Source organism: Vibrio sp. Hep-1b-8 (assembly GCF_006124995.1).
Taxonomy (GTDB): domain Bacteria; phylum Pseudomonadota; class Gammaproteobacteria; order Enterobacterales; family Vibrionaceae; genus Vibrio.
In genome coordinates, this window is the sequence record NZ_QEWN01000112.1 from 36,573 (window position 1) to 59,577 (window position 23,005).

22 protein-coding genes and 1 pseudogene are annotated in these 23,005 nt (G+C 46.9%); 15 read left to right on the forward strand and 8 right to left on the reverse strand.

Annotation, left to right across the window (positions count from 1 at the left end; genetic code table 11):
* Positions 1-68 precede the first annotated feature (68 nt).
* The gene (locus tag DA100_RS13845) at positions 69-893 is read right to left on the reverse strand and encodes an AraC family transcriptional regulator (RefSeq protein WP_138972685.1); all 825 of its coding nucleotides are present in this window, start codon (positions 891-893) and stop codon (positions 69-71) included.
* Between the two features lie 223 nt (positions 894-1,116).
* Here DA100_RS13845 and DA100_RS13850 point away from each other — a divergent pair, with 223 nt between their 5' ends.
* The 6 genes and pseudogenes from DA100_RS13850 to DA100_RS13875 all read left to right on the forward strand — a co-directional run bounded on the left by DA100_RS13850 (position 1,117) and on the right by DA100_RS13875 (position 5,859).
* The gene (locus tag DA100_RS13850; protein ID WP_138972686.1) at positions 1,117-1,749 is read left to right on the forward strand and encodes a LysE family translocator; all 633 of its coding nucleotides are present in this window, start codon (positions 1,117-1,119) and stop codon (positions 1,747-1,749) included.
* A gap of 69 nt (positions 1,750-1,818) precedes the next feature.
* Positions 1,819-2,238, forward strand: coding sequence for a GNAT family N-acetyltransferase (locus DA100_RS13855; RefSeq protein ID WP_138972687.1), 420 nt, complete (start codon positions 1,819-1,821; stop codon positions 2,236-2,238).
* Between the two features lie 129 nt (positions 2,239-2,367).
* Positions 2,368-2,688: a hypothetical protein gene (locus DA100_RS13860; RefSeq protein ID WP_138972688.1), complete on the forward strand. Its 321-nt coding sequence runs from the start codon at positions 2,368-2,370 to the stop codon at positions 2,686-2,688.
* Between the two features lie 86 nt (positions 2,689-2,774).
* Positions 2,775-4,883 carry a protein-disulfide reductase DsbD domain-containing protein gene (locus DA100_RS13865; RefSeq protein WP_138972689.1) on the forward strand — a complete coding sequence of 703 codons (2,109 nt, stop codon included), beginning with the start codon at positions 2,775-2,777 and terminating at the stop codon, positions 4,881-4,883.
* Positions 4,883-5,383, forward strand: a complete 501-nt coding sequence (locus tag DA100_RS13870; protein WP_138972690.1) for a protein disulfide oxidoreductase — start codon at positions 4,883-4,885, stop codon at positions 5,381-5,383. Before DA100_RS13865 ends, DA100_RS13870 begins: the two co-directional genes overlap by 1 nt.
* Positions 5,384-5,392: 9 nt before the next feature.
* A pseudogene (locus DA100_RS13875) lies at positions 5,393-5,859 on the forward strand (DsbA family protein).
* 83 nt (positions 5,860-5,942) lie between these two features.
* Here the strand turns inward: DA100_RS13875 and DA100_RS13880 are convergent.
* The gene (locus DA100_RS13880; protein ID WP_138972691.1) at positions 5,943-7,649 is read right to left on the reverse strand and encodes a phospho-sugar mutase; all 1,707 of its coding nucleotides are present in this window, start codon (positions 7,647-7,649) and stop codon (positions 5,943-5,945) included.
* Between the two features lie 364 nt (positions 7,650-8,013).
* On the opposite strand from DA100_RS13880, the gene coxB reads away from it, so the two are divergent.
* The 4 genes from coxB to DA100_RS13900 are packed head-to-tail and all read left to right on the forward strand — an operon-like array spanning position 8,014 to position 12,295.
* Positions 8,014-9,147 carry a cytochrome c oxidase subunit II gene (coxB, locus tag DA100_RS13885; RefSeq protein WP_276608346.1) on the forward strand — a complete coding sequence of 378 codons (1,134 nt, stop codon included), beginning with the start codon at positions 8,014-8,016 and terminating at the stop codon, positions 9,145-9,147.
* Positions 9,144-10,802, forward strand: a complete 1,659-nt coding sequence (ctaD, locus tag DA100_RS13890) for a cytochrome c oxidase subunit I (RefSeq protein ID WP_006878455.1) — start codon at positions 9,144-9,146, stop codon at positions 10,800-10,802. The genes coxB and ctaD overlap by 4 nt, the downstream gene beginning before the upstream one ends.
* Before the next feature lie 9 nt (positions 10,803-10,811).
* The gene (locus DA100_RS13895) at positions 10,812-11,414 is read left to right on the forward strand and encodes a cytochrome c oxidase assembly protein (RefSeq protein WP_138972693.1); all 603 of its coding nucleotides are present in this window, start codon (positions 10,812-10,814) and stop codon (positions 11,412-11,414) included.
* On the forward strand, positions 11,411-12,295 hold the full coding sequence (locus DA100_RS13900; protein WP_138972694.1) for a cytochrome c oxidase subunit 3: 885 nt from the start codon (positions 11,411-11,413) through the stop codon (positions 12,293-12,295). Before DA100_RS13895 ends, DA100_RS13900 begins: the two co-directional genes overlap by 4 nt.
* Before the next feature lie 18 nt (positions 12,296-12,313).
* Here the strand turns inward: DA100_RS13900 and DA100_RS13905 are convergent, their stop codons facing one another.
* Positions 12,314-12,559: a DUF2909 family protein gene (locus DA100_RS13905; protein WP_138972695.1), complete on the reverse strand. Its 246-nt coding sequence runs from the start codon at positions 12,557-12,559 to the stop codon at positions 12,314-12,316.
* Here DA100_RS13905 and DA100_RS13910 point away from each other — a divergent pair.
* From DA100_RS13910 to cyoE, 4 genes are read left to right on the forward strand one after another with little or no spacing between them, the layout of a single operon-like run.
* The gene (locus DA100_RS13910) at positions 12,558-13,298 is read left to right on the forward strand and encodes an SURF1 family protein (protein ID WP_138972696.1); all 741 of its coding nucleotides are present in this window, start codon (positions 12,558-12,560) and stop codon (positions 13,296-13,298) included. The two genes, DA100_RS13905 and DA100_RS13910, sit on opposite strands and share 2 nt — an antisense overlap.
* Positions 13,291-13,839 carry a hypothetical protein gene (locus DA100_RS13915; RefSeq protein ID WP_138972697.1) on the forward strand — a complete coding sequence of 183 codons (549 nt, stop codon included), beginning with the start codon at positions 13,291-13,293 and terminating at the stop codon, positions 13,837-13,839. Before DA100_RS13910 ends, DA100_RS13915 begins: the two co-directional genes overlap by 8 nt.
* A 17-nt stretch (positions 13,840-13,856) precedes the next feature.
* A complete protein-coding gene (locus DA100_RS13920; protein WP_138972698.1) occupies positions 13,857-14,897 on the forward strand; it encodes a COX15/CtaA family protein in 1,041 nt (346 codons plus the stop codon).
* A complete protein-coding gene (gene cyoE, locus DA100_RS13925) occupies positions 14,890-15,786 on the forward strand; it encodes a heme o synthase (RefSeq protein ID WP_138972699.1) in 897 nt (298 codons plus the stop codon). The genes DA100_RS13920 and cyoE overlap by 8 nt, the downstream gene beginning before the upstream one ends.
* A gap of 23 nt (positions 15,787-15,809) precedes the next feature.
* Here cyoE and DA100_RS13930 read toward each other — a convergent pair whose 3' ends face one another.
* The 4 genes from DA100_RS13930 to DA100_RS13945 all read right to left on the reverse strand — a co-directional run bounded on the left by DA100_RS13930 (position 15,810) and on the right by DA100_RS13945 (position 19,140).
* Positions 15,810-16,721, reverse strand: coding sequence for an amino acid ABC transporter permease (locus tag DA100_RS13930; protein ID WP_138972700.1), 912 nt, complete (start codon positions 16,719-16,721; stop codon positions 15,810-15,812).
* Positions 16,722-16,782: 61 nt separating this feature from the next.
* The gene (locus tag DA100_RS13935) at positions 16,783-17,622 is read right to left on the reverse strand and encodes a transporter substrate-binding domain-containing protein (protein WP_006878464.1); all 840 of its coding nucleotides are present in this window, start codon (positions 17,620-17,622) and stop codon (positions 16,783-16,785) included.
* Between the two features lie 12 nt (positions 17,623-17,634).
* On the reverse strand, positions 17,635-18,429 hold the full coding sequence (locus tag DA100_RS13940; RefSeq protein WP_138972701.1) for an amino acid ABC transporter permease: 795 nt from the start codon (positions 18,427-18,429) through the stop codon (positions 17,635-17,637).
* Between the two features lie 3 nt (positions 18,430-18,432).
* Positions 18,433-19,140 (reverse strand): amino acid ABC transporter ATP-binding protein, encoded by a 708-nt coding sequence (locus DA100_RS13945; protein ID WP_138972702.1) that lies wholly within the window; start codon positions 19,138-19,140, stop codon positions 18,433-18,435.
* A 308-nt stretch (positions 19,141-19,448) separates the two neighbouring features.
* On the opposite strand from DA100_RS13945, the gene aroG reads away from it, so the two are divergent.
* Entirely contained in the window at positions 19,449-20,504 is a 1,056-nt protein-coding gene (gene aroG, locus DA100_RS13950) for a 3-deoxy-7-phosphoheptulonate synthase AroG (protein WP_138972703.1), read from the forward strand.
* A 93-nt stretch (positions 20,505-20,597) separates the two neighbouring features.
* On the opposite strand, the gene DA100_RS13955 is transcribed toward aroG, so the two are convergent.
* Positions 20,598-22,625 (reverse strand): alpha-amylase, encoded by a 2,028-nt coding sequence (locus DA100_RS13955; RefSeq protein ID WP_138972740.1) that lies wholly within the window; start codon positions 22,623-22,625, stop codon positions 20,598-20,600.
* Positions 22,626-23,005: the final 380 nt, after the last annotated feature.

Here is a 23,005-nt window from a genome sequence, read left to right on the forward strand (position 1 = left end):
TACGTGTGGTGATAGTGACATTCATTTAGTCACAGTTAAGTAATCGGCGGCTTGTACGTTATTGCTTTCTATTTACTGCCAATAAACTGCTTAGGTGTCACGCCCATTGCCCGTTTAAAGTGACGATGAAAATGGCTTTGATCATGAAACCCCGTTTCTTGCGCTACGTCAGAAATAGTCATTCCTTGGCGAAGCAGTTGTTTTGCCACTCGAAGTCGTGCCTGAATTTGGTATGCATGGGGTGGCAGCCCAAACTCCTTTTGAAAATTACGTGTTAGGTAATAGGGGCTTAGACCAGCTAGCTTAGATAGATCTTCCAAACTGACGTCTGCTTGGGGAAAATCGTCGAGAAATTCCTTAACCATAGCCAGTTGTCTTTGACTTCGGGTTTTGGGCTCCCAATTAACTCTGGTTTTACTATGGCGAGAGACCAACTTGACTAAGGTGCCATAGACCAAGGTTTCTCTGAGCAGCTTATTGTCAGACTGTGCCAGTGTATTGAAAACCAGTCTCAGTTGTTGAGCCAGTTCGGGGTCATAGACTACGGGTTCGGTAAAGTAGGGAGCGGCGAGTCCAGCACACAAGCCTTGGCTGAGTTGTTCAAACTGTTCAGGCAGTGGGTACATAGCCTTATACTCCCAGCCGTCTTCGGTTGCGGTTTGGCCATTATGAACCTCATCTGCATTAACAAGAATAATGCTGTCTTGTGGTGCGATATGGTTTCCGCCAGTTCGATAGAAGCGTTGTGCGCCTTTTTCAATCACACCTATGGTATAGCCTTCATGGCTATGGCGAGAAAAGTTCTGATTCGTATATTTTGCATCTAGCAGCTCCAAACCTCCCAGTTCACTGGCAAGTTGGAAATTGGCTGACTCTTTTACACGCTTTGCCATTCGCTTTCCTTGCAAAATACGTTGTTAACAGATCGTTGATTCAGTCTAGCTTATAGCGGTTAGTTATTTTTGTACAAAATTGCTCTAATGTTGTTTTTAATACCTCTGTTTTGTGGTTGTTATTTGTTCTGAATTTTGGATGTTTGCTTTTGTTTTATGTATGGATTGTGATTGATGTTTGGGATAAAATCCCGCGCTTTGCTGCTGTTGTGAAATTATAAAAATGATTGATATAACTGTCCTACCGCTTTATTTAACCGCGGTAGTCGCTCTGCTGTTGTTGCCGGGGCCGGATATGCTGCTGATTGCTAGCTCAAGCATGAGCTATGGTCGAAAAGTGGGTATTTTTGCCAGTTTAGGTAACGCGACTTCTGGGATCATCTTGACTCTATTGGCGGCGTTGGGCGTTTCGGCCTTGATCGCGATGAGCCCAATTGCACTCAAGGCATTGCACTTACTTGGTGGCGCGTATCTGCTGAAAATGGGCTGGGATTGTTTGCGCGCCAGTGCGGCTGATTCGCCTGAGTTGGAAGGCAGTAGTAAAGTGGCGACAACCTTCTATCAACGAGCTTTGGTGAGTAATTTACTCAACCCTAAAGCACTCGTCTTCTTTATGATGTTTTTGCCTCAATTTGTGTCTAGTAATATCAGCGCAACCTCTGGTGAACAGATGTTGGCACTTGGATTACTGTTGAATGTGTTTGGCTTACTGTTCAATTTATTATTGGTTGGACTCGTGGGAACTCTGGGCAAGCCATTGTTAGAAAATGAAAAGTTTCGCACTTATCAGCACAAGTTTATGGGGTTGATATTTGTCGTGCTTGCTATTTGGATGCTAAGCTCATTTGCAAGCTAAGTAGTCAGACAGGTCAGCAGTTAGCTGGCCTTTTTTGTGCCAGAAATGTTGTCGAGATGAGGAAGTCATATGAATGTGCAGTTTGTTCTCAATCCGCCTAAAAACATTAAAGACGTGATCTATAGTGGTCTGAAATCTTTTAATATGCGCCACCTGCCTGACGAGGAGGTCCAGACACTGGCATGCTACGTTGAGGACGATGAGGGTAACTTTGCTGGTGGCCTGACGGGCGACATCTATACCAATACTCTGTTTGTTGAGTTTCTCTGGGTTGATGATAAACATCGCAACTCTGGAATAGGTTCGATGCTAATGGAACGGATAGAGGCGGAGGCGAAAGGATTTGGTGTTACACATCTCTATCTTGATACTTACAGTTTTCAAGCGCCCGATTTTTACGCCAAGTTAGGCTTCGACGAAGTGGGGCGATATAGTGGATTTCCCACTGCCGGTACGGACAAGATTTTCTTACAAAAGAAAATACAGTAAGACTTTTCAGACATTACACTAACATTGGTTGCCAATCAGTCTGATAACATTCATCGTTTAACACAGAGAAGCCGATAAGTTTTGATATCTAGCCCTAATACTCCTGCCAGAACATCTCGAATCACCCTGATGCTTATCGGATGGGTGTTTGCTATCTGCCTTATGCAGAACTCAGGGCTATTCAGTGTGTGTCAGTTTAAGCAGTCTGTATTAGCGAATAAGGCTCAGATAACTGAGCAAAAGTCAGACATCGGTGAGCAGTGCGATTTAACCGAAAAGCTACTAAACAGCGCCAAGGTCAATCTTGAACATATTGTTATTACTAGCTTTATTGCTCTGTTGGTCATTGTCGCCTGGTTAATTTCAACCCGACCTGTCGCCGCGCAATTTACCGAACCGATTGTCCCTAAGTCCCGGCTTCATCTTACTTTATGTGTGTTCAGAGAATAACGATTGTCCAAACTGATCAATGAGATCAGACAAGGTTTGTATTTGTTATTTTTTACCCTGAAATCAGGGTGCTATTGGACACATAAATGAACAACAAAACTCTCTATGCACTGCGCACCATATTTGGCCTCTGGCTGTTAGTTGCGAGCGTGCTCTTTTCTGCAACCTCTCATGCAGAGGTTGATACTGGCTGGATGACAAAGCCAGAACACCCACCAGTCAAAACTCGTTTCGTCTTAACCGGACAAGTAAACCCGAAGGAGAACACCGTCGAAGGCTTTTTACAAATCGAGCTTGATGGTGACTGGAAAGCCTATTGGCGCTCCCCTGGTGAAGGCGGTATCGCTCCAAGCATTGAATGGAAAAATTCTACCAATCTTGAGTTAGTTGACTGGCATTGGCCTTACCCACAGCAGTTTAACCTGCTTGGTATTCATACCTTAGGCTATAAGAGCGCCACTGTCATACCGATGACGCTACACATCAAAGATTTCAACCAGCCAGTAAAGCTGGATGCTGATCTCACTCTGTCATCATGTACGACTATCTGTGTGCTAACGGATTATCCATTCTCTCTGACGTTTGTGCCGAGTGAACTTGAGGTGTCTGAATCGGCAATGTTCACCCACGCCCAAGCGATCAGTCAGGTACCCAAATCGTCGCCACTGATTGAACAGCAAAATGCTACCTGGGATCCGAACAGCAATCAGTTACAAGTCACCTTAACTAAGCCGCTTGGTTGGCGCTCTCCTGAGCTGATAGTCGATAGTCGTAATGAAGTGATTAGTGATTACAGTTATCAGCTTAAATCGGTTGAGGTGGATGGTTCAAAGCTGGTGGCTCTGTTTGATGTCTCGACATGGTTAGGTGAGATTGACCTTAGTGGCCAATCGGTCGATGTGACGGTGAAAGACAATGACTTCTTTGCTGAACAATCGACATCGGTGAGTACTGGCGCGATCTCAGCAGTCAGTGGCGGTTTCAGCTTGATCGAAATGGTCGGCTTTGCACTACTTGGTGGTTTGATCCTTAACGTCATGCCTTGTGTATTGCCTGTATTAGGCATGAAACTCAGTGGCGTGATTCACGCTCAGGGACTGGCGAGGAGCAAAGTACGGCTGCAGTTTATTGCATCATCAGCGGGCATTATTACCTCGTTTTGGTTACTGGCTGCTTTCCTATTGATATTGAAGCTGACAGGTAATGCGATAGGCTGGGGTATACAGTCCCAGAGTCCATGGTTTATCGGCCTTATGGTAGCGGTCACTGCACTGTTCGGCGCCAACATGTTGGGACTGTTTGAGTTTCGCCTCTCTGTCAATACCAATACATGGTTGGCGTCGAAAGGAGATGATTCCTATGTGGGTCATTACTTTCAGGGGATGTTTGCCACCCTACTGGCTACCCCATGTTCAGCGCCTTTTCTTGGCACAGCTGTTGCTTTTGCACTGGCGGCGAGCGCGCTGGAAATGATACTGATATTCACCGCCTTAGCGTTAGGTATGGCCTTACCGTGGCTTGTTGTCGCTGCCTTTCCTGGAGTGGCAGCATACTTGCCTAAACCGGGAGCGTGGATGAATAAGGTTAAGTTGCTGTTTGGGGCAATGATGTTAATAACCAGCGTCTGGCTGCTTTATCTGCTCACTAACCATCTACCGCCTTTTTGGGTAGTGGTCATTACTGTGGTGATATTTGTTGCCTTGTTGGCAAAGACCAAACGTGTCTATGGCGATAAGGCCTTGGCAATCTCAGGTGGAGCGTCGCTTATTGTGTTAGTTGGCGCGCTGATCGGTGGCAGTGTGACGGCAAAACACTGGTCAACACCACTGCCGCAAGATCTGGCATGGATGCCATTATCAGATGAGATCATCACCAGCTCAGTTGCGCAGGGTAAAACCGTATTTGTTAATGTTACCGCAGATTGGTGTGTGACCTGTCAGGCCAACAAAATTGGTGTGATTCTGCAAGATCCCGTTTACTCGGCGCTTAATCACAGCAAGGTGGTGCCGGTACAGGGAGACTGGACTCATCCCGACGGCGCTGTGACGGATTATCTGCGTGCCAATGGTCGCTTTGGTGTGCCATTCAATATTGTCTACGGACCTTCAGCGCCGCAGGGGATCGCATTACCTGTGATTCTGACCAGTGATATGGTGATGTCAGCACTTGAACAAGCGAGTGGAGAACGCAGTTAATGAAAAAACGCGCCCTTTACTGGTTGAAAGAGATCACCAAGTATCTGGTGATTGCTATTGTGATCACTAGTGCGGTGGATATCTACCGCAGTCAGGATATCGCGACCGAAAGTGCCCCACACATAGTGGCTTATCACAGTGACGGAACTGAACTTGACATCATTGAGATGAGCTACCAGACGCCCGTGGTGATCTACTTCTGGGCTACCTGGTGTCCGGTGTGCAAATTTGTTAGCCCGACCGTCGACTGGATAAGTCAGTACTATCCAGTTGTTGCGGTCTCCGGCGCATCGGGCTCCGAGGCGAGAGTCGAGGCGTTCAAACAAGCTCACGGCTATCAATTCAACAATATCAATGATCACAATTCATCCCTGTTTCGACAATGGGCAATCTCGGTCACACCGACCATTTTTATCGTTAAAGACGGCAAAATTGAATCTGTTACAACTGGCATTACGACTCCGCCAGGGTTACTTGCCCGTCTTTGGCTGAATCAATAGGAATTTATTATGTTTAACAAGTTAACCTTACCGCTACTTGTCAGCGCGCTATTCGCAACACCGGTACTCGCTGCATCAGACAAGCATAAAATTGAAGAAATTGTTGAGATGCTGGAGGCCAATCCTGAGATTGTGGATGGTCTGCATGAAAGTCTGGCGATGTATATCAAACAACAGCAGCCTATGCGCTTAACGTTTGGAATAATCAGCGTGATAAGTTCGAGCAGGTGAATCAATTACTGATTGCTAAACCGGGTACTCATAATGCAGCTTCACTGATGAAGATTGCGCAGAAAACCGGTACGACAGAGCAACTTAATGTCAGTGACTCAGTGGAAAAACAGTTAGAGAATAACTATGCGATGTTTACTGGCTTAGGTCTGAGAGGGACGCCAGCTCTGATTGTGGGTGAGCAGGTGATTCCGGGTTATGTGCCTTATCAGCAGCTTGAGCAAGTGCTCAAAGAGCAGCTGTAAACGTCAACGCTGACTTAGGTTTATTAATAATAAAGCCCCACACTGTTGAGTGTGGGGCTTTTTTCTCACTCAGGTAATGGATATCAAAGCAGACTGTGTTGATGCTCTGAGATCAACATTCCCATCGATTCTGATGCTTTATCGAAGACTTGCTCAAACGTGTCCGATTCAGCGAAGGCTTCGATGACTTCATAGTAACATTTGAGTTTAGGTTCTGTACCAGAAGGGCGAACAATCACACGAGCGCCGCATGAGAGGTGGTAGATCAACACGTCACTGGCTGGTAGGTCGATTCGCTGCTCAGTTCCATCAGCAAATCGTTTGGTCTGAGTTTTGAGATCTTGTGTAACTTCCACCTTGCTACCTGCGATCATGGTTGGTGGATTTGCTCTTAGCTTGTCACCCACTGGTGGAGATTTTGGATCAAGAGCAATACTGCGTTGAGCATTGAGATACATACCATGTTGACGATAAAGTGCTTCCAACTGATCCCAGATTGTCTTGCCCTGACTTTTTAGCTCTGCGGTTAGCTGAGCAAAAGCGACCAGTGCCGACAGACCATCTTTATCCCACACTTTATTGCCCACGGTGTAGCCCAGAGCCTCTTCATAGGCGAACAAAAAAGGTTGCTCATCGGTTTGCTTTTGCATCGCGACATTGGTTAGCCATTTAAAGCCTGTCAGAGTCTGGTAGTACTGTGCGCCATGAGCCTGAGCAACTTTATCCAGCAGGGTAGACGATACGATGGTATTGCCGACCAGAGGTGTCGCGCTGTCTGATTGTGACAGTAGATAATGACCAAACAGCGTTCCGACCTGATCGCCTGTCAGCATCTGGTAGTCACCATCCGCTTTACGTACCGCAACAGCAAATCGGTCAGCGTCTGGGTCATTGGCGCAAGCGAGTTCAGCACCGTGCTCTTTGGCCAGCGCAACCACCATATCCATTGCCCCTGTTTCTTCTGGGTTAGGGAAATTGACGGTAGGGAAAGTGCCGTCTGGATCTCGCTGTGCAGCAACGCTATAAACCTTAGTGAAGCCGGCATCTGCGAGTAGGGTTTCTGCCATATCCGCCCCTACACCATGCATGGCTGTATAGGCAATAGAGATACTCTCGGGTTGGGTATGATTGCCTAGCAGAGGATTGGCATTCATCGTCTTGCGGTAGGTTTGGTAATAGTCATCTTGTAGCCACTCCAACAAACCGTTTTGCTCGGCGTCACTCAATGTCATCATTGGAATTGCACGTGTTGCCGCGAGGTCTATTTGAGCAGCAATGCCCGAATCATGAGGCGGAATTATTTGAGCACCGTTTTGCCAATAGACTTTAAAACCATTGTATTCCGGTGGGTTGTGGCTAGCAGTAACCACGACGGCGGCAGCTGCATTAAAGTGTTTTACGCCAAATGCGACGATAGGAGTCGCGGCGACGTCATGAGTTAACAACACTTTAATACCAAGAGCGGTTAAAGCACTGGCGGTATCATGGGCGAATTGTTTTGAGTCGGTTCGACCATCATAGCCAATCACGACACCACGAGTCTTGGCACTCTCGACTTGTTGGATAAGGTACTGACCAAGTCCACTCGCGGTCTCTTGAATCACCAGTCGGTTCATTCGGTTTGGGCCACAGCCAACTTTGCCACGCAAACCTGCGGTACCAAATTCAAGTCGTTGGCGAAAGCGATCTTCTAGATCAGTTAAAGCCTGCTGGTCGATTAATTGTTGCAGCTCTTCACGAGTTCGTGGATCAGGATCTTTTTCTAACCAACGAGTTACTTGTTCCATCATCTTGCTTTACCTTCTTACTAGCTCAGACCTATTGATAACTTAAGTCTATGTTATGTTCCAAATTACGCTTAACTTTAGTTGATATTGATTATCATTTGCGAGATCGCAATCGCTAAACAGAACGAGATTTTTTCCTAACTCAAATCTGATAGGACTTTCTTGCACATTTCAAAAACGCCAACTAACTTTTATTAACATAAATATAACAACTTACTAAAAAATTACTGGTTATAAGGAATTTTCCAAGTCCAAAGGCTGATTGGTACTTTTTTGCGCATGACGAGGCTTATGTCAAAAAAGTGACCAGCATCACGGTTGATGACTCTGGCAAAGGGGAGGTCTTTTGAATAGTTTACAGGTTTCACTGTGGCGACTGAGTAATGTGTCGTTGGTTGGATTAACGGCGTCTGCGCACGCAGAGCAAAGCACTTATAACATGACACAAGGTGTCACGGATATTAGCGAACAGGTTTACGATTTGCACATGCTGATATTCTACATCTGTTGTGCAATTGCAGTTGTCGTGTTTGGTGTGATGTTTTACTCCATGTACCACCACCGCAAGTCTAAGGGTGCCGTTGCCGCCCATTTTCACGAAAGCACCAAAGTTGAAGTTATCTGGACGGTGATTCCTATCGTTATCCTTGTGCTTATGGCGATACCCGCGACCAAAACCTTGGTTGCTATGGAAGATACGTCTCAGTCCGATCTCACCATCAAGATAACCGGCTCCCAATGGAAGTGGCACTACAGCTATTTTGATCAGGATGTTGAGTTCTTTAGTCTGCTCGCGACCAGTCAGAAGGCAATAGATGGTATCGAAGAGAAAGGCGCGAATTATCTGCTTGAAGTGGACAATCCGCTTGTTTTGCCGATCAATCGTAAAGTCCGTTTTCTGATGACATCCGATGATGTGATTCACTCGTGGTGGGTACCGGACTTTGCCGTTAAAAAAGATACGATTCCTGGTTTTATTAATGAAGCATGGACACGGATTGATAAGCCAGGGGTTTATCGAGGTCAGTGTGCCGAACTGTGTGGTCGGGCGCACGGATTTATGCCAATCGTCGTTCATGCGATGGAGGAACAAGAGTACGACGCATGGCTGATTGCCAAGAAAGCGGAAATCGCTCAGGCCAAGCAAGAAGCGGCGGCTTCTCTGACGGCTTCCCTGTCTCTTGAAGAGTTAATGACCCTAGGCGAGAAAATCTACTTAGATCGATGCGCTGTGTGTCACCAAGCAAATGGTGCGGGGATCCCTGGCGCATTTCCTGCCATTACCGCAAGTAAAGTGGCAACAGGGGATGTGACTGGACACATAGATATTGTGACTAATGGTCGTGCGGGCACCGCGATGCAGGCTTTTGCTAATCAATTGACTGACAAGGAAATTGCCGCCGTGGTGACTTATCAACGTAATGGCTTGGGCAACAGTGTCGGAGACTTGGTTCAGGCAGCGGATGTCAACCAATTTAAGGCGTCTAAGGAGGGGCAATGAAAACGTCCAAACCTGATTCTATCGTAGAAGATAAATCCAAATCAGCGCCTGTTGCAGACGCCGATATCAGTCGAGCCAACAGCACGATTGCGATTGATGAACATGAGCATCATGAGGCTCCGAAAGGGATTACTCGTTGGCTCTACTCAACCAATCATAAGGATATAGGCACACTTTATCTCTGGTTCAGCTTTATTATGTTCCTGACTGGTGGGGCGATGGCGATGATCATTCGCGCCGAGCTATTCCAGCCTGGCTTGCAATTGGTTGAGCCACAGTTTTTCAACCAGATGACCACGGTTCATGGTCTGGTGATGGTATTTGGTGCAGTAATGCCAGCATTTACCGGACTGGCAAACTGGATGATCCCAATGATGATTGGCGCTCCGGATATGGCACTGCCACGAATGAACAATCTTAGTTTTTGGATCTTACCTTTTGCCTTCCTGATCCTACTCGCGTCACTGTTCACCGAAGGAGGCGGTCCGGACTTCGGCTGGACCTTCTATGCGCCGCTGTCGACCACTTATGGCCCAGACAGTACTGCGTTGTTTGTCTTTTCAGTCCATATCATGGGCATCAGTTCGATCATGGGTGCGATTAACGTTATCGTAACCATAGTGAATATGCGCGCTCCGGGTATGACCTGGTTTAAAATGCCAATGTTCGTCTGGACCTGGTTAATCACCGCATTCCTTCTTATCGCGGTTATGCCAGTGCTGGCCGGAGCGGTGACCATGGTTCTGACGGACAAGTACTTTGGCACCTCATTCTTTGATGCCGCGGGCGGTGGTGACCCGGTCATGTTCCAGCATATTTTCTGGTTCTTCGGCCACCCTGAAGTGTACATCATGATCTTGCCGTCCTTCGGTATCATCTCAGCGATTATTCCTGCCTTTAGTGGTAAGAAACTGTTTGGCTACCACTCGATGGTTTACGCGACCTGTAGTATTGCCCTGCTGTCATTCCTTGTCTGGGCGCACCATATGTTCACTACCGGTATGCCAGTTTTTGCTGAACTGTTCTTCATGTATTGCACCATGCTGATTGCGGTACCGACCGGGGTTAAGGTGTTTAACTGGGTTGCGACCATGTGGCGAGGTGCAATGACGTTTGAGACGCCGATGCTGTTTGCGATTGCCTTTATCATTCTATTCACCATCGGTGGTTTTTCTGGTCTGATGCTGGCGATTGTTCCGGCAGATTTCCAGTATCACGATACCTACTTTGTAGTGGCGCACTTCCATTATGTTCTGGTATCTGGTGCGGTGTTTTCCATCATGGCAGCGGCCTACTACTGGTTACCGAAATGGACAGGGCATATGTATGACCACAAGCTGAGTCTGTGGCACTTCTGGTGTTCGGTAATTTCAGTCAATGTGCTGTTCTTCCCAATGCACTTCCTCGGTCTGGCAGGTATGCCACGTCGAATCCCGGATTATGCGATTCAGTTTGCCGATGTGAATCAGATCGTTTCCATTGGTGGATTTGCCTTTGGCCTATCGCAACTGATCTTCCTCTGGTTGGTGATTAAGTGCATCAAAGGCGGCGAGAAAGTTTCTGAGAAACCATGGGAACGTGCTGAAGGTCTGGAGTGGACCGTGCCAAGCCCGGCGCCGCATCATACTTTCTCCACACCACCGAAGATCGACTAGGAGCGGGTCATGCAAGGACAAGCAAAATCGCATCGAACTCTGACACTCAAGCTATGTGCTGCGGTAGTGGCTATGTTTGGCTTCGGTTTTGCTTTGGTCCCGTTATATGACGTGATGTGCGATGCATTAGGAATCAATGGAAAAACCAACAGTGAGTCTGTGCTACAACCACAAGGTATGGTTCCTGACACATCACGTCTCATTCGGGTCGAATTTATGGCCCACAATAATCAGGGTATTCCCTGGTCGTTTGTCCCTGAGCAAGCGTTTATGGAAGTGCATCCGGGGCAAGTTATTCAGACTGCCTATCATGCAAAGAACCTTTCGCCAAAAGATATAGTTGGCCAGGCGGTCCCATCGGTATCGCCTGGGTTAGGGGCTACCTATTTCAATAAAATTGAGTGTTTCTGTTTTAACCAGCAGCCGTTACAGGCAAATGCCCAAGCTGAGATGCCACTGATTTTTTATATTGAACCGGATATTCCCGACACCATCCATACCCTGACTTTGTCCTATACCCTTTATGACATTAGTGAAAAAGTAGCGACAACAGAGTTAGCCAAGGTCTCATCAAATGCGGTGGATGAGACAGTGCAAGGAGCGACACAATGAGTTCTAAACATCAACCCTACTATGTCCCAGCGCAAAGCAGTTGGCCTATTGTTGGCGCAGTCTCTCTCTTTCTTATTGCCGTCGGTGCCGGTTTGACGGTGCAAAATATGGCGGAGGGGGGAGATGGCAGTGTGTTCGGAAAACTGATCCTGCTGGCCGGGTTTATCTTCCTGCTATATATGTTCGCTGGCTGGTTTAGTAGTGTGATTACTGAGTCAATGAGTGGTAAATACTCAGCTCAGTTATCGCGCTCGTTCAGGCAGGGAATGAGTTGGTTTATCTTCTCTGAAATCATGTTCTTTGGTGCGTTTTTTGGCGCGCTTTTTTATGCGCGAATGATTTCGGTACCCTGGTTAGGTGGTGCGGGCAACAATGCCATGACTCACGAGGTGATTTGGCCTGCCTTTGAAGCCTTATGGCCGTTGACCACGACTCCAGACGGGACAACGACAACGGCAATGTCGTGGCAGGGTATCCCATTAATCAATACCATATTGCTGCTCACATCGTCAGTGACTTTGCACATGGCACATATCAGTCTGGAGCAGAACAAACGTATGGCGCTGATTGTGTGGCTGGAAATTACCATTGTTCTGGCTGGCTTCTTCCTCTACTACCAAGGCGTAGAGTATGTTCACGCCTATCAGGATCTCGGGCTCACCTTGCAGTCCGGTGTTTATGGTAACACCTTTTTCCTACTGACCGGCTTCCATGGCATGCACGTATTGCTCGGCACCCTATTCTTAATTGTATTGCTGGCAAGGGTGGCGAAGGATCACTTTACGCCAAAGGAACATTTTGCCTTTCAGGCTGGCAGTTGGTACTGGCATTTCGTCGATGTGGTATGGCTGTGTCTCTTTGTGTTTGTTTACGTTCTTTAACACTTGATAGTGCGCCCGTTAGTAGGGGCGCACATTTGGCTCAATTAAGCCGCTTAGCAGAGCGGCGACCATCAACACGACTGCGAGAGCAGAAAGGAAAACACGACGACCGAGATAGAAACTCATCGGTTTGTCATCTTCAGGGGGTTCGTTGGAGTCTTCATTTGAATCAGGCCCTTTGACCATCTCAAACATCGCTCGACCGAGGTTGATTAAGATGAAAAGTAGCAGCAATACCAATACCAGTTTGAAGATGAATACCATGAGACGGTCCTTTGTTTCTCACATAAGAATTGGGCGAATTATTGTTGTTTGTGCATTAACTGTGGTTGCCTTTTCGATATTGGTCAACTTGGGCTTGTGGCAATTATCCCGGGCAGAAGAAAAAAGCGAAATAGAGCAACAGGTTAATCAGAGAGAACAATTTCCGGCGATTTCACTGGAGCAATTGAGTGACCAAATGGTAGTAAATCCAGTCGGGATCAGAGTCCATTTCAACGCTCAGCCAATCAAAGGAAAGTACTTGTTACTGGATAACCAGAATTTTGAGGGAAAAGTGGGGTATCTGGCATTGCAGCTGACACGGAGTGAAGGTGGCAAGATGGTTTTAGTTGAGAGAGGGTTTGTAGCTGCCCCCGCGTTTCGCAGCGACCTCCCTGACGTGAGCTGGCTGGATCACCCTCAAGCATTGAATGGACGTTTGTATCGTAAGTCAGCGAACCCACTGAGTCATGACTTGCTGCTTGAATCAGGCTCTGTCAGTCGTATTCAAAACCTTAACTTTGAGCAGTTAGAGCAGCATTGGCAGGTGAGTATTGAACCCTACGTGATTCAGCCGATGAGTGAAAGTTGGCCGTATCCGCAACCTTGGCAACCAGTGTCGATGAACTCAGAGAAACATCGAGGTTACGCGGTACAGTGGTTTGCGATGGCAGCGGCGTTAGCTGTTCTCAGCGGTCTGCTACTGCTGCGTACCATCAGAAAAGGAGCAACACATGATTAATCCAGTTTATCGGGGAAGAATTATTTTCATTGGTTTAGTTGTGATGTTCGCTTTACCTGCGATTATCGCTAAGACTGTACTGTCACAGCATTGGTATCAATCTGGAGTGACCAACAAAGGTGAGTTGATTGAGCCTGTCGCGACACTGGAGTCGCTTGGTATTGCCAATCCGTACCAACAGAGTCAATGGCAACTTGGTTATGTGATTCCCCCTGAGTGTGATGAGTTTTGTCAGCAGCAGGTCTATCTGCTAGGCCAGAGCCATTTAGCACTAGGCAAGTATCAGCAGCGTGTTCAGCCGGTATTGTTGGTGACAGGGCAGAGTGCCGCTATTGAGGTGGAAAAGGGCAAGTACGCGCAACTTATGGTGAATCAGGACTTTGAGCAGATCGTTCACCCATTTGAATACGTGATTGTTGATCCACTCGGGCAACTGGTGATGCGTTATCCACGTGTGAAATCACAATCTGAATTGGTGTCCCAGAGTAAAGGGCTGCTCGCCGATTTACGCAAATTGCTTAAGTTATCTCGTGTAGGCTAACCGCAAGGAGTGCGGATATGAAGTTAATACACTTAGTTAGATTCAGCTTAATCCTGACCTTTATTGTCGTCATGTTAGGTGCATATACACGTCTTGCTGACGCAGGACTGGGCTGCCCCGATTGGCCCGGTTGTTATGGACATCTGACCGTGCCCAACGAACAACATGAAATCGCCCTTGCACAGTCACTCTACCCCTCACTGACTGTTGAAGCGGATAAAGCCTGGCTTGAGATGATCCATCGCTACTTCGCGGGCACACTAGGGCTAGTTGTATTTGCCATTAGCGTTATCGCGATCAAGAGTCGTCAGCTATCGTATCTGCTCGCTTCGTCGATATCCGTCGTGGTGATATTTCAGGCCCTACTGGGTATGTGGACTGTCACTATGAAACTGATGCCGATTGTGGTGATGGGCCATCTGCTCGGAGGGTTTACTCTGTTTAGCTTATTGGCCATTACTCACTGGAAACTTCAGGCTAACGAACGTACTGACGCACCACCGCAGACGAGTAACGACAACGGCTTGAGACTCTTAGCTGGTGCGACCTTGCTGGTGGTCATCGGTCAGATTGCTCTGGGTGGCTGGACATCGTCTAACTATGCTGCGTTGATGTGTACCACATTGCCGATTTGTCAGGGAGATTGGGTCGCTCATCTCGACTTCCCGCGAGCATTTGAGTTGATTCAGCCTAAACAAGAAAGTTATGAATTCGGAACGCTGGATTATGGTGCTCGAATGACGATTCATGTCACCCATCGCTTTGGCGCTCTGTTGGTTACCTTAATGGTGACGGCTCTGGCCTATCGCTTATGGGCAACCCAAGTAACCGATTTTCGTAAGGTCACCATCTCATTATTGATTATGTTAGTGGTGCAAATTGCACTAGGAATTGGCAACGTTGTGCTGAGCTTACCTCTCGTGGTTGCCGTCGCACATAACCTTGGTGCGGCAATGTTGCTGATCATTGTATTACGGACTAACTATCTGCTTTGGCAATCTGAATCGCTCACTTCACCTAGTGCACGCCTGTACCGTAAGGAGAATGCTCATGAGTAAATCTATTTCTGCCACCCATGTGGAACCGCGAGCATTATGGCGCAGCTATCTGGCGCTAACCAAACCGAAGGTGGTGGTGCTAATGTTGCTGACTGCCTTGGTCGGGATGTGTTTCGCAGTACCGGGTACTTTGCCTGCGACTTATACCATACTTGGACTGACCGGAATTGGACTGATGGCGGGCTCTGCCGCCGCATTTAACCACCTTATTGATCAGCGTATTGATGCCATTATGGCTCGAACCTATCAGCGTCCACTGCCTTCTGGTGAGATTAAATCGAGCCATGTATTTATGTTTGCGCTGGCGATAGGTGTTGTGGGGTTTGTTGTGCTTTACGCCGGAGTGAATGCATTAACGGCTTGGCTGACCTTCGCTAGCTTGCTTGGCTATGCGGTGGTTTACACCCTCTATTTAAAACGAGCGACACCGCAAAACATTGTTATTGCGGGTATCGCTGGTGCGATGCCACCGCTATTAGGCTGGACCGCAGTGACCGGCGAGCTACATGCTCATGCCTGGTTGCTGGTGATGATTATCTTCATCTGGACGCCACCACACTTCTGGGCTTTGGCGATCCATCGTAAAGAAGATTATGCCAAAGCAGATATTCCGATGTTGCCAGTAACTCATGGGGTCGAGTACACCAAAACCTCCATTCTGCTCTACACGATTCTGCTGTTTTTAATCTGCTTGTTACCGTTTTTGGTCGAAATGGCAGGCGTCTTTTATCTTACGGCTTCATCGATACTCTGCTCGATGTTTGTATGGCATGCCTGGAAACTTAAGTTTAGCGATGAACCAAGTCGGGCGATTAAGACGTTCGTGTTTTCTATCTACCACTTGATGCTACTGTTCGTCGCTCTATTGATTGATCATTACTTTATGTAATCGCTGGTCTCAGGTTGAAGTGGTTAGCGCTGCAGATGCATGAGACTGCGCTTTTCAATACCCTTAAACAGCAGCGACAAGGACATACACAGGGTGAAATAAGCCAGTCCGACGATCAGCCAGATTTCAAAAATTAAGCCAGAAGAGTTGGCAATTTCGGTACCGACAAACGTCATTTCCTGAATCGAAATCAGTGACACAATCGAGGTGTCTTTTATTAAGGATATTGCCTGTCCCGCCAGCGCAGGGGTGATCGCTGCTAATACCTGTGGTGCAATGACGTAGCGGTATTTTGCCCAACAAGATAAACCTAAAGAGTCAGCCGCTTCCCACTGTCCCTGGGCGATGCTGCTCAGGCCAGAGCGCACCACTTCGGCAACATACGCTGAAGACAACAGACCCACACATAGAATCCCTGACAGGAGGTTTTCCCACAGGCTTGCCGGACCAAACAGAAAGTTCTGAACCACGTTTATGTCGCCGCTGTGTTGGCGAAGTATCTGGTCAAGTCCAAGTAAAGGGATTAACTGGTTAGAAATAAAGAAATAGAAAATAAACACAAATACCAAAGGTGGTATGTTGCGAATTAACTGAACGAATGCATTGTAAGGCATGCGCAAGATTGCAATACTCGAATGTCTTGCTATACCCAAGGCGATGCCTAAGCTCAATGCCAACAACATTCCCCAAATACTAATGCGCAGTGTCGAAATCAATCCCTGAAAAAAGTAGGGCAGTGAGCCATCTGAGCGAGGAGTAAAGATTAACTCAATCGCATCATGCCAGCGCCAGTTATAGTTTACTCCCGCGACAGAGCGTTGATAGAGCCAGAACCCAGCAGCTATCAAGATCAGAATCAGCATAATATCGAGCTTGTTAAATGTGCGTTTCGTCGCGGCTAATGATGGCTGAGGGAGTGATTTCGCTTTAGACACCTAGTGTTACTTCCTAGTTGTAGCCCTAGTCACTTAATATAAGTGACCAGGGCTAATGTGATTATTGACCTGAGGCGATTTGGTTCTGCCAATCAAGAGTAGAGAACCAGTACTCGTAACGCTCTTTCAACCAGCCATCTTCAGTACGTGCCTGAATCCAACTATTAAAGAAAGCTTCTTTGTCACTTTCACCTAAGCGCACGGCAAATGCTTCGTTACCCTTAGACAAACGATCGGTGAAGGGAATAAAAAGCTTATCGCTGTTTTTCACTGTTTCATGTTCAGGCTTAGGGCTCGACGCTATTACCGCGTGCGCGTTGCCGTTAAGCACTTCCTGGAACGCTTGTGCATCGTCATCAAACTGAAGAATTTTCGCTTTCGGGAAAGTTTCTCGTGCTACCTGTACAGTAAATGCCCCACGGCGAGCGGCGATTTTTACCCGGCGAGAATCGAAGTCACTCAGCTGAGAAAAACCTTCAGCTAACTCTTTGTTCGCTGCTACCTGAACGCCTGAATGAGAATATGGAGAGGTGAAAAGGACACTTTTTGCGCGTTCAGGAGTAATGCTCATACCACCGATGATAACGTCGAACTTCTGAGCCAATAGCGCTGGAATAATGCCATCCCAGGCTGTAGGGACAAACTCAACTTTCCAACCTGAATCGGCTGCCAGTCGGTTAGCGACATCAATTTCAAAGCCGATTAAATCACCCTGTTTATCTCGCATTGCCCAAGGGACGAAAGTCGACATACCAACTCTTAGGGTTCCGCGCTCATTAATCTTATCAAGATTCGGAGTGTCAGATGCCAGACTCGGCAAGCTAATAGCCAGGCCTAACAGTGCGGTAATTGCGGCTTTAAAACCTTTACCCCTTAATAATGCTCTTCCAATGTTTCGCATAGTAATTTTCCTTTATTGTGTACGCCAACTAGCGCCAAGTTTATGTTCCATCCAAGCAGAAAGCCCTGACAGCATGAGTGTCAGAGTGAGATAAATTGCAGCTACAGTGAACCAGATTTCAAATGGCATTGCTGTTTCAGAAACGATATTTCGCCCTTCAGTCGTTAAATCAAAAATCGCCATTACACTAACGATTGAAGAGTTTTTGATTAAAGAAACGACTTCATTGGTCAACGGTGGTAACGTCCGTTGTAAGAGTTGCGGTAAAATCACATCATAGAAAGTGAAAAATCGACTCAGACCCAGTGATTTTGCTGCTTCAAACTGACCTTTGGGGATGCTGTTTAGTCCGCCACGAAAGACTTCCGCTGTATAGGCTCCCTGGAAAAGAGAGAGTGCTAATACCGCGGTGGCAAATCGATCAAGACCGATTACGGGACCGAATATAAAATAGAGTAGGTAGATCTGAACCAGTAGCGGTGTATTACGGATCACTTCGATATAAATGTTGGCCAGCCCTCGACCAACCCAAGAGTCGGAAAGTTTTAGTGCTGCGGTTGTCAGCCCGATCAAGAGCGTGAAAGCCAGGCTTAGCGCTGATAGTTTAATTGTAACGAGCAGACCTTCTAACAGTTCGGCAGGCCACCACTCTCCATCTTCGAAAAACAGGATGTAATCTGGCACGCGATGCCACTGCCATTGGTAACCGATACTTTTGGCGCCAGAGTCTAGTAACCAAACTATGCCGACTAGCAAAAGAGCGATTTGTAGCAAAGCTGATAACACAGGTTTTAATACTTTTCTCATCGACTAGTGACTCAAAATCTGTTGTAGGAACTGTTGAGTTCTCGGGTGATTTGGTTGAGAGAACAGTTGCTCTGGTGAGTTGATTTCCAGAATCTCGCCCTGATCCATAAAGATCACCCTGTCAGCCACTTTGCGGGCGAAGCCCATCTCGTGCGTCACACACATCATAGTGATACCGTCGTTAGCCAGATCAACCATAACGTCGAGCACTTCCTGAATGGTTTCTGGATCGAGAGCTGAGGTAGGTTCGTCGAAGAGCAAAATCTCAGGCTGCATACACAGAGAGCGTGCAATTGCCACCCGCTGCTGCTGGCCCCCCGACAGTTGTACTGGATATTTATCGGCTTGCTGTTCAATGTTTACCCGACTGAGAAAGTGCATTGCTCGCTGGTTAGCTTGTGCTTTTGATAAACCGAGTGTTCTGATGGGTGCCAGGGTCAGGTTTTCGAGCACAGTCAGGTGAGGGAACAAATTAAAGTGTTGAAACACCATGCCCACTTTGGGCAGGGATTGGTCGTCACCGAGAACGGAAATCGTTCCGTTAGAAATCGATTCAAGTCCATTGACTGTGCGGATTAAGGTTGACTTACCCGAACCTGAAGGTCCGCAGACGACCAAAATCTCGCCTTTAACCACACTAAGGTTAATGCCCTTCAGTGCGTGAAACTCACCGTACCATTTATCGACGTTACTAAACTCAATGGCTTTCATGCCTGATCTTATCGTGATTTTAATTATCTACTTACCTTAACAATATCAGCAACGTATTGCATCTTGTACGTAAGAGTATTACTACAAAGACCAGTGGTATTGGTTGTTCTTATTGGGTGTAATTATAACTTTACACATTTTGTGAAATGTAAAAATGCCAAAAATATTGCCTTTTATTTAAAATAGTGGTTGCAACCTTGGTTTTTGATAGATAAGTTACAGGGAACAGGAACAAGAAAAGCTGAACGTTTTTTCACCACCCAATTTTGGTGTAGCGTTCAACCAAGAGAAATAGGAAGAAGTAAGCAATGTTTCAGACAGATGATGTACGAATTAATAAAGTAAAAGAGTTATTACCGCCAGTTGCGGTTTTAGAGAAGTTTCCAGCGACTGAATCAGCTTCTTCGACCACGTTTCGCTCGCGTGAAGCCATCTCGAATATTCTAAAAGGCGAAGATGATCGCCTGCTGGTTATTATCGGTCCATGTTCAATTCACGATCCTGACGCAGCAATCGAATATGGCAAACGACTCAAAGTTCTTCGTGATGAACTGGGAGATCGTCTAGAAGTGGTGATGCGTGTTTACTTTGAAAAGCCACGTACAACCGTTGGCTGGAAAGGCCTGATTAACGACCCGTACCTAAATGATACCTTTAAAATCAATGATGGTCTGCGTATGGGTCGTAAGCTACTGCTTGATCTTACGGATATGGGCATGCCGACGGCGAGTGAGTTCCTTGATATGATTTCACCGCAATACGTGGCTGACTTAATCAGTTGGGGTGCGATTGGGGCACGTACCACTGAGTCTCAAGTTCACCGTGAGTTGGCTTCGGGTATCTCATGTCCGGTAGGCTTTAAAAATGGTACAGACGGTAACATTAAGATCGCTTCTGATGCGATTCGTTCAGCAAGTGCATCACACCACTTCCTATCTGTAACTAAGTATGGTCATTCAGCGATCATTGAAACAGCAGGCAACCCTGATTGTCATATCATCCTTCGTGGTGGTAAAGAACCGAACTACAGTGCTGAACACGTGAGTGCAATTAAGCAAGAGCTAGCGCAGTCTGGCCTGCCTCAAAAAGTGATGATTGATTTCAGTCACGCAAACAGCTCTAAGCAGTACCAGCGTCAGATGGTCGTGGCAGAAGATGTCGCTAACCAGGTTGCTGGTGGTGAAGAGGCGATCTTTGGCGTCATGATCGAGTCGCATCTGGTTGAAGGTCGTCAAGATTTGGTTGAAGGTGAAGAGTTAACCTACGGCCAGTCTATTACCGATGCTTGTATTGGTTGGGAAGATACTGAAAAAGTGCTGCGTCAATTGGCGGATGCGGTCGCAGAGCGCCGTAACAGCAAGTAGCCATCACTGTATAGTGAGAAAAAGCTCCCTAGGGAGCTTTTTTTGTTTGTTGGCTAATCGTTGCCCGCCAACGTCTGGCTTTAGCTCTAATGACTATCGGCCCATATAGGCTACAATCACCTTATCTTCACCTAAGGTTCTTGAAAATACGTAAGCGTTGTCATTCATAATTTGTAGGTGTTTGCCCGCGCCAATGGCAGGATGTTTTTGACGGAACTGACCGAGACTCTGCCAGTGAGAAAGCAGTTGTTTTCTTTCACTATCCAATTTCCACACCATGTCAGAGCGAGTGCCTTGATGAAAATCATCCGCATAAGGCCCAAGCTCACGGCCCACTTCATCACCATAATAGATCTGTACCGCTCCTGGGCTTAGCAGGAGAGCATTGGCCGCATTGCGCTGCATGTCGAACGATTTGAAGCGGTTAAAGAACAGCTCGGTATCGTGAGAAGACATATAACTTACAGGGGTGAAGTCTGGCGTTGACTGAATCGAGTCTGCGTAGTTTTGGTAAACCTCCTGCATTTGAGAGAAACATGCTGCACCTTTATCAAGTTTTTTCTGCATATCGAAGTTAATCAAAGCATCAAAGCCTTGGTCAGCATAAGGTGAGCGATAGGCCGAATGACCCCATACTTCGCCCATCATCCAAAATGGCAGACCTTGCTGGCCATTCTGTTCTCTCCATATTGATAAACCGTCACTCGCAGCTTGTTTGAGCTTGAGCCATACGTCACCCTCTACGTGTTTGACCGTGTCGACTCGAAAGCCATCGATTCCAAAGCGCTTCACCCAGTCAGATTGCCACTCTACCAAGTAGTCAGAGACGGTGTAGTTGTCTCTATTCACCACACGTGTATCAGGATTGTTGAGCAACCACTGAGGCGGGCGAACAAACTTGGAAGACTCGGTGCGAAAATCGGGTAAACCCGCTAGATTCATTGTGGTGTCGCTACTTCCGGGTTGAGAGTAACCAGGCAGCCCTGCTCGTACCCAATCAGGGCCCCACCAATTAATCCACTGATCGCTTTGATAATCGATATGATTGTTGTAGCTGTGCCAATTTTGCTCGGGTTGCGGTTTCCACTCTGCCCAACTATCTGGTAGTGCATCGCTGCGGGAAACCTGCAAGTTGTCGAACTGCATGTCTGCCAGAGTGGCGTAACCTGAGTGGTTGACGACCGCATCCAGAAGAACCTTGATGCCGCGTTTATGTGCTTCAGAAACCAGAGTGCGCAGATCCTCTTCACTGCCGAAGTTTTGATCTATTTTGGTGAAGTCGCGAGTCCAGTAGCCATGGTAAGCATAGAAGGGAAAACTACCGCTCTCTCCGCCACCGACAAAACCATGCACTTGTTCAACAATTGGCGACAGCCAAATAGCGTCTGTACCTAAGCTCTTGATGTAGTCTAGCTTGCTAATTACCCCCTTGAGGTCACCACCATGGAAAGTGCCCACTTCTTGTTGTTGGTCTTTTTGACGTTGGTAGCTGTGATCATTGTCGGTGTCGCCATTGTGAAAGCGGTCGACCATAACAAAGTAGATATTGGCATTGTGGTAGCTAAATTGAGGTGTGTTCTCGGGAGACACGACAGGCTCTAAGAGGACTAAACCGCCACTGCTCTTAGCTGGTTTTAGAGTGACGGTGTTGCTGGATACTGTCACCATTTTCCCGCTTAATGCATCTCTTAGCTGGGTACCTTCTGCAAACGTATCACCAAGGTTAATGGTGACCTCTTTTCCGGAATACTGACGGCACTGAACATCAGGGATCGGTCGATTAAATGTTTTGTCACTTTTTGTCGCCTGTCGAGCGACAGTCAAGGTATTGAGTTCAGGATCTAAGCTAAAGGCATAGTCGCCACTAAAACGAATATTTAGGGGAAGAATGGTGTCCTTTCCGCAGCTTAGAGACAGTGGGCGACGAAATTTCACTTTTTGATTCTCTGGCGCTTTGCATGTTCCTTCTATGCCGGAAATCGTTAGCTGGTAGCTCTCCTTGTTTAAAGATAAAACGACCGGTTCAGAAGCCGAAAGAGGGACATCTCGAGTGGTTGTCGTGGTCGACAACGTAAGCGTAGGGCTGGCGAATACAGGAACACTGCACAGTACAGCAAGCATAATAGTGTTGGGCACAAATGGGCGTTTCACGTTACATCCTTGAGGTCATCGTATTGGTGGCTAAATACTCTAACCTAGCAAGTTGTGCCCAACATCATTCCCATCATCTACGCCCTAAATTCCGAGAGTGGTCACATTATCTTTTACTAGAGGAGGACATTAGTGAGTCATTCTTATTGGGACGTATGTTGGTAAATGGGAGTATGTATTCTCATTTTTGAAACTTTTATCAATTATTTGCATGAAAAATTACTATCAATCGCCCCGACAGCCTAAATAATGTGCAATACGTTATAATTAGCAATATTACTGTTTATAAATGACTCAAATAATCGCTGGAATAAGCTGCGATTTTTGCTATTTTAATCCGATAAATAAAA

Coding starts and splice junctions, on each gene's coding strand:
- DA100_RS13845 (WP_138972685.1), bottom strand. CDS start 893: ATGGCAAAGCGTGTAAAAGAGTCAGCCAATTTCCAACTTGCCAGTGAA.
- DA100_RS13850 (WP_138972686.1), top strand. CDS start 1,117: ATGATTGATATAACTGTCCTACCGCTTTATTTAACCGCGGTAGTCGCT.
- DA100_RS13855 (WP_138972687.1), top strand. CDS start 1,819: ATGAATGTGCAGTTTGTTCTCAATCCGCCTAAAAACATTAAAGACGTG.
- DA100_RS13860 (WP_138972688.1), top strand. CDS start 2,368: ATGCTTATCGGATGGGTGTTTGCTATCTGCCTTATGCAGAACTCAGGG.
- DA100_RS13865 (WP_138972689.1), top strand. CDS start 2,775: ATGAACAACAAAACTCTCTATGCACTGCGCACCATATTTGGCCTCTGG.
- DA100_RS13870 (WP_138972690.1), top strand. CDS start 4,883: ATGAAAAAACGCGCCCTTTACTGGTTGAAAGAGATCACCAAGTATCTG.
- DA100_RS13880 (WP_138972691.1), bottom strand. CDS start 7,649: ATGATGGAACAAGTAACTCGTTGGTTAGAAAAAGATCCTGATCCACGA.
- ctaD (WP_006878455.1), top strand. CDS start 9,144: ATGAAAACGTCCAAACCTGATTCTATCGTAGAAGATAAATCCAAATCA.
- DA100_RS13895 (WP_138972693.1), top strand. CDS start 10,812: ATGCAAGGACAAGCAAAATCGCATCGAACTCTGACACTCAAGCTATGT.
- DA100_RS13900 (WP_138972694.1), top strand. CDS start 11,411: ATGAGTTCTAAACATCAACCCTACTATGTCCCAGCGCAAAGCAGTTGG.
- DA100_RS13910 (WP_138972696.1), top strand. CDS start 12,558: ATGAGACGGTCCTTTGTTTCTCACATAAGAATTGGGCGAATTATTGTT.
- DA100_RS13905 (WP_138972695.1), bottom strand. CDS start 12,559: ATGGTATTCATCTTCAAACTGGTATTGGTATTGCTGCTACTTTTCATC.
- DA100_RS13915 (WP_138972697.1), top strand. CDS start 13,291: ATGATTAATCCAGTTTATCGGGGAAGAATTATTTTCATTGGTTTAGTT.
- DA100_RS13920 (WP_138972698.1), top strand. CDS start 13,857: ATGAAGTTAATACACTTAGTTAGATTCAGCTTAATCCTGACCTTTATT.
- cyoE (WP_138972699.1), top strand. CDS start 14,890: ATGAGTAAATCTATTTCTGCCACCCATGTGGAACCGCGAGCATTATGG.
- DA100_RS13935 (WP_006878464.1), bottom strand. CDS start 17,622: ATGCGAAACATTGGAAGAGCATTATTAAGGGGTAAAGGTTTTAAAGCC.
- DA100_RS13940 (WP_138972701.1), bottom strand. CDS start 18,429: ATGAGAAAAGTATTAAAACCTGTGTTATCAGCTTTGCTACAAATCGCT.
- DA100_RS13945 (WP_138972702.1), bottom strand. CDS start 19,140: ATGAAAGCCATTGAGTTTAGTAACGTCGATAAATGGTACGGTGAGTTT.
- aroG (WP_138972703.1), top strand. CDS start 19,449: ATGTTTCAGACAGATGATGTACGAATTAATAAAGTAAAAGAGTTATTA.
- DA100_RS13955 (WP_138972740.1), bottom strand. CDS start 22,625: ATGCTTGCTGTACTGTGCAGTGTTCCTGTATTCGCCAGCCCTACGCTT.